Annotated in this window: 14 protein-coding genes; 6 read left to right on the top strand and 8 right to left on the bottom strand. The window is 62.0% G+C overall.

The window, feature by feature from the left end:
- The first annotated feature begins 34 nt into the window (after positions 1-34).
- From H620_RS0107435 to H620_RS0107420, 4 genes are all read left to right on the top strand, one after another.
- Positions 35-1,069, top strand: coding sequence for an acyltransferase family protein (locus tag H620_RS0107435; RefSeq protein WP_027907064.1), 1,035 nt, complete (start codon positions 35-37; stop codon positions 1,067-1,069).
- A 58-nt stretch (positions 1,070-1,127) separates the two neighbouring features.
- Positions 1,128-1,712 carry a Fe-S biogenesis protein NfuA gene (gene nfuA / locus H620_RS0107430; protein WP_027907063.1) on the top strand — a complete coding sequence of 195 codons (585 nt, stop codon included), beginning with the start codon at positions 1,128-1,130 and terminating at the stop codon, positions 1,710-1,712.
- A 224-nt stretch (positions 1,713-1,936) separates the two neighbouring features.
- On the top strand, positions 1,937-2,545 hold the full coding sequence (locus H620_RS0107425) for an SCO family protein (protein WP_023381062.1): 609 nt from the start codon (positions 1,937-1,939) through the stop codon (positions 2,543-2,545).
- A 5-nt stretch (positions 2,546-2,550) separates the two neighbouring features.
- On the top strand, positions 2,551-3,030 hold the full coding sequence (locus tag H620_RS0107420; protein ID WP_027907062.1) for a copper chaperone PCu(A)C: 480 nt from the start codon (positions 2,551-2,553) through the stop codon (positions 3,028-3,030).
- A 34-nt stretch (positions 3,031-3,064) separates the two neighbouring features.
- Here the strand turns inward: H620_RS0107420 and H620_RS0107415 are convergent, their stop codons facing one another.
- From H620_RS0107415 to H620_RS0107380, 8 genes are all read right to left on the bottom strand, one after another.
- Positions 3,065-3,292 carry a hypothetical protein gene (locus H620_RS0107415; RefSeq protein ID WP_023381060.1) on the bottom strand — a complete coding sequence of 76 codons (228 nt, stop codon included), beginning with the start codon at positions 3,290-3,292 and terminating at the stop codon, positions 3,065-3,067.
- A 253-nt stretch (positions 3,293-3,545) separates the two neighbouring features.
- The gene (locus H620_RS0107410; RefSeq protein ID WP_027907061.1) at positions 3,546-4,448 is read right to left on the bottom strand and encodes an AraC family transcriptional regulator; all 903 of its coding nucleotides are present in this window, start codon (positions 4,446-4,448) and stop codon (positions 3,546-3,548) included.
- Entirely contained in the window at positions 4,445-4,759 is a 315-nt protein-coding gene (locus H620_RS0107405) for an AzlD domain-containing protein (RefSeq protein ID WP_023381058.1), read from the bottom strand. Before H620_RS0107405 ends, H620_RS0107410 begins: the two co-directional genes overlap by 4 nt.
- Positions 4,756-5,457 carry an AzlC family ABC transporter permease gene (locus tag H620_RS0107400; RefSeq protein ID WP_023381057.1) on the bottom strand — a complete coding sequence of 234 codons (702 nt, stop codon included), beginning with the start codon at positions 5,455-5,457 and terminating at the stop codon, positions 4,756-4,758. Before H620_RS0107400 ends, H620_RS0107405 begins: the two co-directional genes overlap by 4 nt.
- A gap of 76 nt (positions 5,458-5,533) precedes the next feature.
- A complete protein-coding gene (locus tag H620_RS0107395; protein WP_023381056.1) occupies positions 5,534-6,229 on the bottom strand; it encodes an SEL1-like repeat protein in 696 nt (231 codons plus the stop codon).
- Between the two features lie 158 nt (positions 6,230-6,387).
- Complete coding sequence (locus tag H620_RS0107390; RefSeq protein WP_023381055.1) at positions 6,388-7,482, bottom strand: hypothetical protein; 1,095 nt, start codon at positions 7,480-7,482, stop codon at positions 6,388-6,390.
- A gap of 42 nt (positions 7,483-7,524) precedes the next feature.
- Positions 7,525-8,151: a LysE family translocator gene (locus H620_RS0107385; RefSeq protein ID WP_023381054.1), complete on the bottom strand. Its 627-nt coding sequence runs from the start codon at positions 8,149-8,151 to the stop codon at positions 7,525-7,527.
- 2 nt (positions 8,152-8,153) lie between these two features.
- Complete coding sequence (locus H620_RS0107380; RefSeq protein ID WP_023381053.1) at positions 8,154-8,930, bottom strand: YqcI/YcgG family protein; 777 nt, start codon at positions 8,928-8,930, stop codon at positions 8,154-8,156.
- A 162-nt stretch (positions 8,931-9,092) separates the two neighbouring features.
- Here H620_RS0107380 and H620_RS0107375 point away from each other — a divergent pair, with 162 nt between their 5' ends.
- Together H620_RS0107375 and H620_RS0107370 are read left to right on the top strand one after the other, a co-directional pair.
- The gene (locus H620_RS0107375; RefSeq protein WP_023381052.1) at positions 9,093-10,013 is read left to right on the top strand and encodes a LysR substrate-binding domain-containing protein; all 921 of its coding nucleotides are present in this window, start codon (positions 9,093-9,095) and stop codon (positions 10,011-10,013) included.
- A gap of 343 nt (positions 10,014-10,356) precedes the next feature.
- A complete protein-coding gene (locus H620_RS0107370) occupies positions 10,357-12,717 on the top strand; it encodes a DNA polymerase II (protein ID WP_023381051.1) in 2,361 nt (786 codons plus the stop codon).
- The last annotated feature ends 2 nt before the right edge of the window (positions 12,718-12,719 follow it).

The raw sequence follows: 12,719 nt of genomic DNA, 5'->3' as shown, positions 1-12,719 counted from the left end.
AGGCCTCAATGCACCGGCTGATCGCAGGTATTTCATGCTGTATTCGCTTCAGGCACTGCGGGCGCTCGCCGCCTGGGTGGTGGTCTGCCACCACTTCATGCAAATTTTCTTCGACTTCCATGCCACCGGCCCTGTCGGCCGCCTGCTCAGCGAGCGAGGCGCCGTGGGGGTCGACATCTTCTTCGTGATCAGCGGCCTGGTGATCTACCTCTCAACCCGAGACAAAGCCATCGCCCCTGGGCAGTTCCTGCTCAACCGACTGCTGCGCATCGTCCCGGCGTACTGGTTCTACACGGCGCTGATGGCCACGCTGCTACTCGTCGCCAGCCAATGGATGCCCCACCAGGTGTTCCAATGGCAACACTTGCTGTTGTCGCTGTTGTTCATTCCGGCCGAAAACCCGGGAGGTTATGGGCTGTATCCGACCCTGAACGTTGGCTGGACGCTGAATTACGAAATGTTCTTCTACGCGTTGTTCGGCCTCGCGTTTCTGGCCCGCCAGCGTCACCACCTGTTGCTGGTGGCCGCCGCGCTGCTGGTGGTGAGTGAGTTGCTGGGCGGATTGGGTGTCGTCAGCCGTTTCTACAACAACGACATCATCTACGAGTTCCTGCTCGGTATTGGCCTGGGTGTGCTGTACCGCCGCGGACTCATTCGCGAGGGGCGATGGCTGCCGCTGGCAGTACTGGCGGTGGCGGGGTATGCGCTGTTTCACCTGGACGCTTCCCAGCGCCTGCTGCACTGGGGGCTGCCGAGCGCGCTGGTGGTGCTGGCATTCGTTGCGTTAGAGCCCTGGTTCAAAGGCAATCGACTGCTCAAGATGCTGGGCGACTGCTCCTATTCGGTGTACCTGATCCATGTGCTGGTGCTTTACGGCGGCTGGTTCGTCAGCCAGCGGCTGAAGCTGAACCCTTACCTGGTCTTCGCCTTCTGCGTGCCGTCCATTGGACTAATGTCTTGGTTCAGCTACCAGTGGCTTGAGCGAGGCCTGTACCGACGGATGCACGCCTGGCTGGCGGCGCCACGGGAGCAAAGCCAGGCATATGCGCTTTCCCGAGTCAATTACTAGGACTTTGTTCGAAGGCCAGGTTGGCGTACACTTGGCCGCAAGTCTGTGAGGAACTTCCATGAGCGCTATAACCATTACCGACGCCGCCCATGATTACCTGGCCGATCTGCTGTCCAAGCAGAACACGCCTGGCATCGGCATCCGCATTTTCATCACCCAGCCGGGCACCCAGTACGCCGAGACCTGCATCGCCTACTGCAAGCCGGGCGAAGAGAAGCCTGACGACACCGCGCTGGGGCTCAAGAGCTTCACCGCGTACATCGATTCGGTCAGCGAACCGTTCCTCGAGGACGCGCTGGTCGACTACGCCACCGATCGCATGGGTGGCCAACTGACCATCAAGGCGCCGAATGCCAAGGTGCCGATGGTCAACGAAGACAGCCCGATCAACGAACGCATCAACTACTACCTGCAGACCGAGATCAACCCGGGGCTGGCCAGCCACGGTGGTCAGGTCAGCCTGGTGGACGTGGTCGACGACGGTATCGCCGTGCTGCAGTTCGGCGGCGGTTGCCAGGGTTGCGGCCAGGCGGACGTCACCCTCAAGGACGGCATCGAGCGTACCCTGCTCGAGCGCATTCCTGAGCTCAAGGGTGTACGTGACGTGACCGACCACAGCCAGAAAGAAAACGCGTACTACTGAGACGTCTCGGGCGATTCAGGTTGGCGCTGCCAGAACCTTGATCCCTAGCAACAAACTGTTACGGATTCAACCCCTGCGACAACAGGCCGCAGCCCGTATTTAAAGGGCTGCAGGCCTGCACCTCCAACGTCGGGTAGATGCCCTGGGGGTGTCATGCCAGAATGCCCCGGTTTTTCGGCCGGCCTGTCCCTAGGGCCGGCACCTTCCCTGTAAAGGATGGTTCCATGAATGATCTGTTTACCCGGCGCGCGGTCGTCGCCGGGATGGGCGTTCTCGGGCTCGGCCTGCTGGCAGGCTGCAGCCCGGCCCGGGGGCTCGAGTTCAAGTACGGCAAGAACATGAGCAACGAAATCCTCGGGCGCAAGTTCCGCCTCAAGGATACCCGTGGCAACGACGTCACCTTGTCGAGCTTCTACGGCAGCATGCCGATGATCTTCTTCGGCTTTACCCAGTGCCCGGCGGTCTGTCCGACTACGCTGGCGCGCGCCGCACAAATCCGCAAGCTGCTCAAAGGCCGCGATCGCGACCTGTTCCAGGTGGTGCTGATTACCCTGGATCCGGAGCGCGACACGCCGGAAGTGCTCGATGCCTATGTCAAGGCGTTCGACCCGTCGTTCACCGCGCTCACCGGCACCCCCGAGGAAATCGCCGCGGTAGCGAAGGAATTCAAGGTGTTCTACGAGAAGGTCCCGACCGGGGATACCTATACCGTCTCCCACTCGTCCACCAGCTATGTCTACGATACGCGCGGCACGCTGCGCCTGAGCCTGGGCCATTCCCTGACCGCCCAGGAATGCGCCGAAGACCTGGTTACCCTGATGGAGATTTGCTAATGGCTATTTCACTGCAACCGTTCAAGCGCGGCCTGGCCACGCTGGCATTGATGGGCCTCGCCTTGCCGGCTCTGGCTCAGACCACGGTGAGTGATGCGTGGGTACGCGCCAGTGTGCCGCACCAGCAGTCCACCGGTGCCTTCATGACCCTGACCGCCAGTGCCGACAGCAAGCTGGTTGGCGTGGCTTCGCCCGTGGCCAAGACCGTGCAAGTGCACGAGATGACCATGAACGGTGATGTGATGGGCATGAAGGAGGTCAAGTCGGTCGAACTGCCAGCGGGCAAGCCGATCAGCCTGGACCCTAATGGGTATCACGTGATGCTGATGGGCTTGAGCCAGCAGCTCAAGGAAGGCGAGAAGGTGCCTCTGACCCTGACCGTCGAGGATGCCAAGGGCAGCCGGGAAACGGTCCAGGTGCAAGCCGAGGTACGTGCGCTGACCGCCGGGATGGGCGGGCACGATCACATGCACATGAATCACTGATTCCCCAGGGGCCGCCAATGCGGCCCCCCTTCATTCAGCTACGAAAGCGTGGCAACGGCCGGTCCAGCGTTAACGAAGTCAACGTCTTGCGGACCTGGGCTTCGTCGGCTTCCAGGGCTTTCAGGCTGGCGCGGATCTTGCCAGCGGCGGGCATATCGCCCTGCCGGTCGATCCAGTCGGCAATCTCCTTGCAGGCGCTACTGAGGCAGGCCTGGCGCTGGTTCATCAGCGACAGCAGGGTGGTGAGCTCTCTTTCGGACATGGCAGGACCCTCCATTTAGCTCTGTTAGTGTAGCAGAGGCTTGACGGGGCTCTGCTGCCTGTGCGGGAGGCGCCGAGCCGGCAGAAAAGGGCTGCAGTGGCGGTCGGCTGCAGTTGACGGCTTTTGGGTGTCGCTCCTTCGAAGTGCCAAGCGCCCGCCCTGGCTTTACAGCCGCAGGTCATGCGGGGGCTGTGTCGAATGCTATGGGAAAGCAAGCGGCAGGAGCGAGCCGTGCGCCTGGTTGGTGTCGCCGTCAGGATTCGACGGGATCTGCTGAATCCATTGCAATTCGAGTTGGCCTTGTGAGCGATTCTGCTGGCATATTTGAGCTGATGCATGCCTTTCGGTAGGTCCCAGGGGGCACCCCGAAGGCCTGCTTGAACTGCCTACTCAGGTGGCTTTGGTCGGCATAGCCCAGGGCGAACGCCACCTCCGAGGCGGTCTCGCCACGCTTGAGCAATTCCCGCGCCCGGGCCAGGCGGCGTTGCTTCAACCAGGCATGGGGCGGCAGCCCGGTGGCCTGGCGGAACACTCGGGCGAAATGGAATGGCGACAGGTTGACCGCCGCCGCCAACGCTTCGAGCGACGGTGGAGCGGCCAATTGGCTTTCCAGCAGTTCACGGGCACGGGCCACCGCCAGTGGCTCATTACCCGGTGCTGCCGGTTCTGCGCATTGCCCGTGGCGCTGCACCAGGGCCAGTACCGCCTGGCGCCAGGCGGTTTGCTGCTCGAGGGCACTGGCGCCGGATTCGGACAGCTGGTGCAGTTGGCTGAACGCCAAGGCCAGGGCCGGGTCCTGAATCACACTTTCCTTGAAATGCGGCATGCCATGGCGGCCAAGCTCTAGCTCGTCCAGCACGCCGGTGACCCGCTCGTGCTCCGGATAGAAACCGCGATAGCGCCAACCGGCTTCATGGGCGGTGGCCCCGGTGTGCAGCTCATCGGGATTGATCAGTACCATGCTGCCGACCGGTGCCAGATGCTCGCTGCCTCGGTGCCAGAAGCGCTGGGCCCCGGACTCGATCACGGTAAATACGTAGCCCTCATGCACGTGCGGGGCAAAGCGTTGCTGGAAATACCGCGCATGCAGCATCTCCACATCGCCCAGGGCAGGCGCTTGCCAGAGGTGGGTCTGTTCGCGCAGGGGTCTGCTCATGCCAGCCAGCTACGCAGAAGAAAGAAGATCAACATGCTCACCAGCATGCTCAACAATACGCTGCGCGTCCAGAGCACGAGTGCGATGGCCACCAGCGAGCCAAGCAGGTAAGGATTGAGCGGGCTCAGGTCCAGTTGGTGGTCGGGCAGGAAGATGATCGGCCCGCAGATGGCCGTGAGCATGCCGGGCACGGCGAAGCCCAGGAACTGCCGGGCATTGGAGCTCAGGCGCAGGGGCAGGCGAGGTTCCAGGAAGGCATAGCGGTTGAGGAATACCACCGCGCCCATGGTGAATATCAGCAACCAGATCATGCGCGGCCTCCGGAAAACTTCTGACAAATAAAGCCCGCCGCCATGCCTAGCAGGCCTGCAGCCACCAGCGCAGTTTCCCACTGCCAGTAGCTGAACAGCACCGAGCAGAACAGCGATACCGCCACACACACGACTGTCGCCAGGCTGCGTACAAGCGGCGCAATCAGGGCGACGAAGGTGGCGACGATGGAGAAGTCCAGACCCAGTTGATCCAGGTGCGGGATGTTCTGGCCGAGGATGATCCCGGCCAGGGTGAACAGGTTCCACGCTATATAGAAGGTCAGGCCCACACCCAGTGCGTACCAGCGGTTGAACTGCTGCTGGTCGTAATGGCTGGTCAGCGCGAAGAACTCGTCGGTGAGCAGAAAGCCCAGACCCAGCCGCCAGCGCAGCGGCTGACTCGACAGCACCGGGCGCATGGACAGGCCATAGAGCAAGTGCTGAGAAGTCAGCAGCAGGGTGGTGAGCAGGATCGACGCCAGGTTGGCGCCGCCCTTGAGCATGCCAATGGCCACCAGTTGTGCCGCGCCCGCGAAGACGATGGCCGAAAGCCCCTGGCCTTCCCAGGCGCTGAGGTTGGCTTCGATGGCCATGGAGCCTGCCAGCAACCCCCACGGGGCCACGGCCAGGGACAGCGGGAGAATGGCGATGGCGCCGTGGAGAAAGGCTTGACGGGCAATGGGAAGGCTGCTGGGCATGGCGATGACGACACGTCGATTAGGCAGGCCAGCATGCCAGAGCGAGGGAGCCGATGGCTTGAACGATCTTGCTCTGTCAGCGGTGGCTGGCCAAACGCTGCTGGGCGGTGGCGCAGCCATTGATCTCGATAGCCTTTTGCAACAGGGCTTGACGCTGCTGCGGATCCAGGTCGCTCAACAGCCGGTAGACCTCGGCCTGGTAGTCGCGCTGACGCCCCCATTGCATCTGCAGGCCCTGTGGTTGGCTGCGATTGCAGGCCAGGCGCAAGGCCGGTTGCGGGTAGTAGGGTGCGTAAAGCGTGGCCATGCTGGGAATGGCTTCCAGCTCCTGGCGGTAGGTCGGGCTGGTGTTGTACGGCGCGCACAAGCTGGCAATGGCCGAGGCAGGAGGGGCGAACCCTTGTTTGAGACTGTCCTCCAGCAATGGGCAGGCGGCATCCGGAATCTGTGCTGCCGGCAAGTAGGTCATGTAGTACAGGGCCAGTCGGTACTGTGCCACCGGGTGGCCCAATTCCACGGACTTCTTCAGCAATGCCACGGCCGTCGGCAACGTGCGGGCCATGGCCTCGCCCTGGCGGGTCAACTCAGGGTCGCTGCCCAGGGCGGTGCGCAGGGGGCTAGGGTTGTCTTCCTGGGTATCGGCCTGTTCGAGCAGTGGCAGGGCCTGGCGATAGAGCAGGTCGGCATGGGGATCGATGCGCACATCGAGCGCTTGCGCGGCCAGCGGTAACAGGGCGAACAACAGCGCAGGCAGGGGTCGGACGCGACTCACAGGCTGCCCTCGCACGACGAACAGCGGTCATGGCCAGCGGGCAGGGTCTGATGCAGGACTACGAGGTTCATGGCCGGTACAGGGTGCCTCAGGCATAACGGAACGACGACGTATTCTAGCCATGCCCAGGCGCTTGCCGGAAGGCCCAAGGGCAACTGTCAGACGAGCTTGATCGGTGTGACCTTGCGCGGAGCGTGTTTTTCCTGGGCCAGGCCAAGTTTGGCGGTGATCACCTTGGCTACTGCATTGTTGCCCAGGTCGTTGAGGTGCAGGCGATCGACGAACAGCTCGGCGGCGAATACAGGTGAGCTGCTGAGCATGCTGTTCATGTCATAGCAGGGAACCGGGTCGGCCTGGCGCTTGATACGGCGGAAGTAGGCCATGTGCAGTTGGCTGTCGAATGCATCCTCCAACAACTTGTCGAAGTTCGCCGGTCGACGCTCCAGGGCTGCCAGCATTGCTTGCTCGCCAGCGGGTACCGTGTCCCGGCACCAGGGCAGCAGTGGCTGGAGAATGAAGGTGAGCGTGGCGTGGCTGTCGGCTAGCATGCGCTCCCATTGGCGCAGGGTGCGGCCGATGGTGTCGGCGGCGCGGGCCATGCGTTTTTCTGGCGAGGAGAGTGTCCAGTTGATCGGGGTAGATGGTCTGCGCGGCGCCAGGGCTTGCCCCAGGCGGCGCCACAAGGACTGGTTGGTCGGCGAGGCCGGGGGCTGAACCCCTTCCTTGAAACTGTCGAGAAATGCCTGCTGGGCCTTGGCATGCTGTGGGTCGAGCAGGCCGTCGAGGACTTCGCTCAAGCCTTCGTGGGCCAAAGTGTTCAGGCCACTTAGAACCACCACGTGGCCGATCTGCCCGAAGCGGTGCTGATGGGTGAGGAACAGCAGCAGTTCCTGGCTGGCGTTGAGTCCGCAACTGGCCAGATTCAGCCATACCTCTCCGGTGAGCATCGACAGGTGCGAGGCCACGGTGTGCTCGTCGGAGCTGGCTCCAATGCCCAATACGGCGGAGCCACCGACCAGCAGGTTGACACGTCCTGCCGGGCCACGTTCGGCCGCCGAGAAGCGCTTGCCAGCGAAATGGCTGTAGCGAAAGCCCAGTGCATCGGTGTTGATGGTGCCCGAGCGATAGCCGCGCTCGTGCACCTGCAAGGTGTGCGGCGCCCGCTGGTTACCCATCAACAGGAAATGCTGATAGTCCTGCTGCAGGGAAGAGGGCATGTCCGGCGCGTCGTTGGCTGTGTCGGTCGTCGTCATGGGCATTCCTCTTTCTGGGGCGACGGGGTTGGCTCGCCTGTGTCAGGAGGCCAGCTCCTTGAGGTTGTACAGCAGGCCACCGGTGGCAATCAGCAGCAGGGCGACGCCCGAGGCCAAGCTGATGAGGCGGTTGCTACGCTGCGAGGCGATCTTGCCAATGGCGAAGATGTAGAGACTGAGCACCGCGAAGTCGATGAACACCCAGAGCAGCGACAGTACCACCATGCTCTTGCCGAACGATTCGGTGATCTGGATGAACTGGGGAAAGAAGGCGATGAAGAAGATGATGTCCTTGGGATTGGAAATGCCGACCATGAACCCTTGCCACAAGCCTCCGCGTCCAGCCCTGGATGCCTCGCCGGATGCCTCGGCAGCCGGTGCTTGCAGCGCGTCTTTTAGGGTGCCCACGGCGATATGACCGATGAACAGGCACCCCAGCAGGCTCATGGCGCTGAGCCAGGTCTTGTCGATGGCGGCGCTGGTCAGAATGACCCAAGCTGCCGCGCCGATCAGTACCAGCGATGCCCAGTTGGTGCCGACAGCGGTAAAGATGGCCTTGCGCGAGCCTGAGGCCGCGGCAGTGTTGACGATCAGTGCCACCACCGGGCCTGGGGTGGCGATCAGCAGCAGGACGGTCAGGGCGTAGGTCAGCGTCAGTGCGGTATTCACGGTCAGTTCTCGATCAATGATTCAGAGGTTGCCAGGGCGTGGAAGGGGCAGCGTGGTGGGTTCAGCGAGCCTTGCTCCTGAAGCTGGTATTGCTTCCACTCGTAGTTGTCGTCCTGGCCGAAGAAGCCGAGGGTGTCGGGTACGACGCCATCGTTGTAATGGTGCACGCGTTCGCGGATGCGGGCGCGGATGCGCTTGCCGCTCTCAGTACTGGCGTTGGCGACTTCGTCGAAGTTTTCCCGCGGGTTGATGACGAAGGTGATGTGCGCGCCGAGGTTGCGGCTTTTCATCTGCTGGTGGCCGGGAAAGTTCATGTTGATGAACAGCGGCATGCCGGCGTAGCAAAACGACCAACCGCTGTCGTCAGGGTCGGTCGGGATGGCCTGGGGCCAGGGGTGAGGGTCGCGCGCGTGAACGCCACGCAAGACTTTCCAGGCCAAGGCCTGTTGTTCGGCAAGGGTCATTTCGCTGGCCGTTTCGAGAAACACCACCAGGGGGCTGCCGATGCGTTGCTTGACCGGCACGTGCTTGATGTTCACGACATAGTCGGCAAGCCCCTTGGCCATGTCGTCAGCCAGGTATTCGGCGCGTGCGAAGAGGATGTGGCAGGTTTCGGCAGCCACTGCCTTGCGCCCGAACAGGCAAGGAAATTCGGGGTTGGCAAGGACGCCTTTGAAGTGTTGTATGGTCGTGTAGGTCCAGTGTTGCGAATTCCGGACATGTTCAGAGGCCGCGTCTAGCGCATCCAGGCGATAGCAGTTTCCATAACCTGTAAACATGATTTCCCCAGGCGTTTAAGATAAGTGGACGTTCCAGTCATATGCAGGCAGTTTGTTTGTTTATCTTTGTTATTTACCTGCATTTTCTGAGACGGCCCTCAGGTTGTAAAACGCGTGGAACTATGACCTACTATTAGTCTCACTCATGCTTCGGAAGACCCCATGTCGGAACGGATTCAGGCTTTGCACGCGCTGCGTGCGTTTGAGGTGGCTTCTCGATACGGGTCGTTCACCCGGGCGGCGGAGGAACTGGCCTTGACCCAAGGGGCGGTCAGTCACCACATCAAGACCCTGGAAGCGATGTTCGGCTGCGACCTGTTCGAGCGCCGAGGTCCCAAGTTGCGCCTGACCGAGCACGGGCGGTTGTTGGCCCAGGAGCTCAAGGTTGGCTTCAAGATCATCGAGAATGCATGTGCGTTATTGCGTCAGGACCGCTATGGCCTGCGTTTGAAAGCGCCATCGACTTTGACGGTGCGTTGGCTGCTGAGGGCGCTGGATGCGTTCAAGAAGGTCGATGACAGTTGCAGCGTGCAATTGTCGAGCGTGTGGATGGACATCGACACGGTGGATTTCTATTCCGAGCCCTACGATTGCGCGATTTTGCTGGCCAATGGGCGTTTTCCGGCCGATGTCGAGAGTTTCAAGTTGTTCGATGAGTGGCTGATCCCGGTGTGTCACCCAGATTACCTGGATAACCCGCAGCCGGACCTGGGGGATCTGCGTCACTGTGAATTCCTTCATCCGTCACCGGATAGGCGAGACTGGCGGCGCTGGTTGGCGCGTATGGATGCGTTGGATATCAGCATCGACCATGGTCAGGTGTTCGATACGCTCGACCAGGGGATTTCCGCGGCGCAGCAAGGGTTGGGGATTTCGGTGGTGGACCTGGTGTTGGCCAGTGCTGACTTGGCGGCGGGGCGGTTGGTGACGCCGTTCAAGCATGCGGTGGCGACGGGGGATGGTTATTACATGACCTGGCTCAAGGCGAGTCCCAAGGCCCGGCAGATGGGCAAGCTGCGTGAGTTCCTGCTGGGGCAGGTGCCAGCGTTGGCCTACAAGGATATCAATTACCTATACGGGTGATTTCTCGGTGTCGCTCTTGCTCTTCTTTGCTTCTCGTGTGCGCAAGTTCAGGTTCAGCCGATTGCCACGACAGGAGGCCGGGAGACCGGAGGCAGCGGTTGGACCCTCGCGCGGTTTGAATGCCGCGCCTACGTTAGTGACCTGACGTCTGGCGTGTTGGTTTCTGGATGCGTGAGCATCCATTTGCCAAGGCGACGCGTCATCACTTTTAAACTTCCTGAAGTCGCAACCGGGTGTGTTTGAACGGGTGCGCACTCGCGAATTCTGCCGTTGTCGAACCTCCCATCGGCGACTGGAGGTAGAATCACCTCTTGAATCGAACAGCCATTCTGAGGACAACGCAGTGAATGTGCAGCAGGGCTTCGTCCTGACCCGACACTGGCATGACACCCCCCAAGGCACCTGCGTGGAATTCTGGCTGGCTACCGACCAAGGCCCCCGCCAGGTACGCCTGGCCCCTCAGGCGTCAATCGCCTTCATCGCCAGCGAAGACGCCGACCGCACCCGCGCACTGCTGGCCAATGAAACGGCTGTCGAACTCAAACCGCTGGACCTGCGAACCTTCGAGCAGCAACCGGTGATGGGCCTGTACACCCGCCAGCACCGCCAGCTGATGCAACTGGAACAACGCCTGCGCAGCGCCGGGATCGAGGTCCATGAGGCCGACATACGCCCGCCCGAGCGCTACCTGATGGAGCGCTTCATCACCGCTCCCGTGCAGTTCACCGGCAAACCCGACGCTCAAGGGGTCCTGTGCGACGCCCAGCTCAAACCCTCGCCGGACTACCGCCCAAACCTGCGCTTGGTCTCGCTGGACATCGAAACCAGCGAGCGCGGCGAGCTCTACAGCATCGCACTGGAAGGCTGTGGCCAGCGACAGGTCTACATGCTCGGCCCAGCCAATGGCGATGTTCAAGACCTGGACTTCGACCTGCACTACTGCGACAGCCGCACCGAACTGCTGACCTGCCTCAACCAGTGGTTGTCCACCCACGACCCCGACGCCATCATCGGCTGGAATCTGGTGCAGTTCGACCTGCGGCTGTTGCACGAACATGCCAAGCAACTGGACGTGCCACTGGCGTTGGGCCGCAATGGCGCTGTCCTGAGCTTGCGCGCCCAGGCCAGCCGGGGCCATGTGTTTGCCGATGCCCCCGGTCGCCTGCTGATCGACGGAATCGAGGCGCTGCGTTCGGCAACCTGGAGTTTCCCTTCGTTCAGCCTGGAGAACGTCGCCCAGACTCTGCTAGGGGAGGGCAAGGCCATCGAGACCCCTTACCAGCGCATGGACGAAATCAACCGCATGTTCGCCCAGGACAAGCCATCGCTGGCGCGCTACAACCTCAAGGATTGCGAACTGGTCACCCGCATCTTCGCCCATACGCGGCTGCTGGAATTCCTGCTGGAGCGCTCGTCCGTCACCGGTTTGGCGGTGGATCGCAGTGGCGGGTCGGTGGCCGCGTTCTGTCATCTGTACATTCCGCACATGCATCGCCTGGGCTTCGTCGCCCCCAACTTGGGCAGTCGCCCGGACGAAGCCAGCCCCGGTGGCTTCGTCATGGACTCGCGCCCTGGCCTGTACGACTCGGTGCTGGTACTGGACTACAAAAGCCTGTACCCCTCGATCATCCGTACCTTCCTCATCGACCCGGTGGGACTGGTCGAGGGCTTGCGCCAGCCGGACGAGGAACACTCGGTGGAAGGCTTTCGGGGCGCGCGCTTTTCGCGCAGCCAGCATTGTTTGCCGGCTATCGTGGCGCGGGTGTGGCAGGGCAGGGAGGCGGCCAAGCGTGAAGGCAATGCACCGCTGTCCCAGGCGCTGAAAATCATCATGAATGCGTTCTACGGCGTGCTCGGCTCCAATGGTTGCCGCTTCTTCGACCCACGCCTGGCATCGTCCATCACCCTGCGCGGCCATCAGATCATGCGCCAGACCCGCGCGTTGATCGAGGCGCGAGGTTATGACGTGATCTACGGCGACACCGACTCCACCTTCGTCTGGCTCAAAGGGGCCCATGGCGAGGAGGCTGCGGCCCGAATCGGTCGCGCGCTGGTGGCTGAGGTCAATCAGTGGTGGCGCCATCACCTGAGTGAGACCATGGGCCTTGAGAGTGCCCTTGAGCTGCAGTTCGAAACGCATTACCGGCGCTTCCTCATGCCCACCATTCGTGGTGCCGACGAGGGCAGCAAGAAGCGCTACGCCGGCCTGGTCCAGCGCACCGATGGCAGTGACGATGTGGTGTACAAGGGACTGGAGTCGGTACGCACGGACTGGTCGCCCTTGGCCCAGCAATTCCAGCAGGCCCTGTATGGGCGCATCTTCCGCGGCGAGCCTTATCGCGAGTATGTCCGGGAGTTCGTGCGAAGCACCCTGGCAGGCGAGCAGGACGCATTGCTGGTTTACCGCAAACGCCTGCGTCGGCCACTGACCGATTATCAGCGCAACGTGCCACCCCATGTGCGCGCCGCACGCATGGCCGACGACTACAACAGCCGCCTGGGGCGCGCGCGGCAATACCAGAATGGCGGATGGATCAGCTATGTGATCACCACCGCAGGCCCGGAACCGCTGGAAAACCTGCAGTCGCCCATCGACTACGACCATTACCTCAGTCGCCAGCTTCAACCCGTGGCAGACGCCATCCTGCCCTTTGTCGGCGATGACTTCTCGGCGTTGACCGATCGCCAGCTACTGCTGTTCTGAGG

It is taken from the genome of Pseudomonas taiwanensis DSM 21245, assembly GCF_000425785.1.
Lineage (GTDB): Bacteria > Pseudomonadota > Gammaproteobacteria > Pseudomonadales > Pseudomonadaceae > Aquipseudomonas > Aquipseudomonas taiwanensis.
This window is presented reverse-complemented; position numbering and strand designations above follow the sequence as displayed.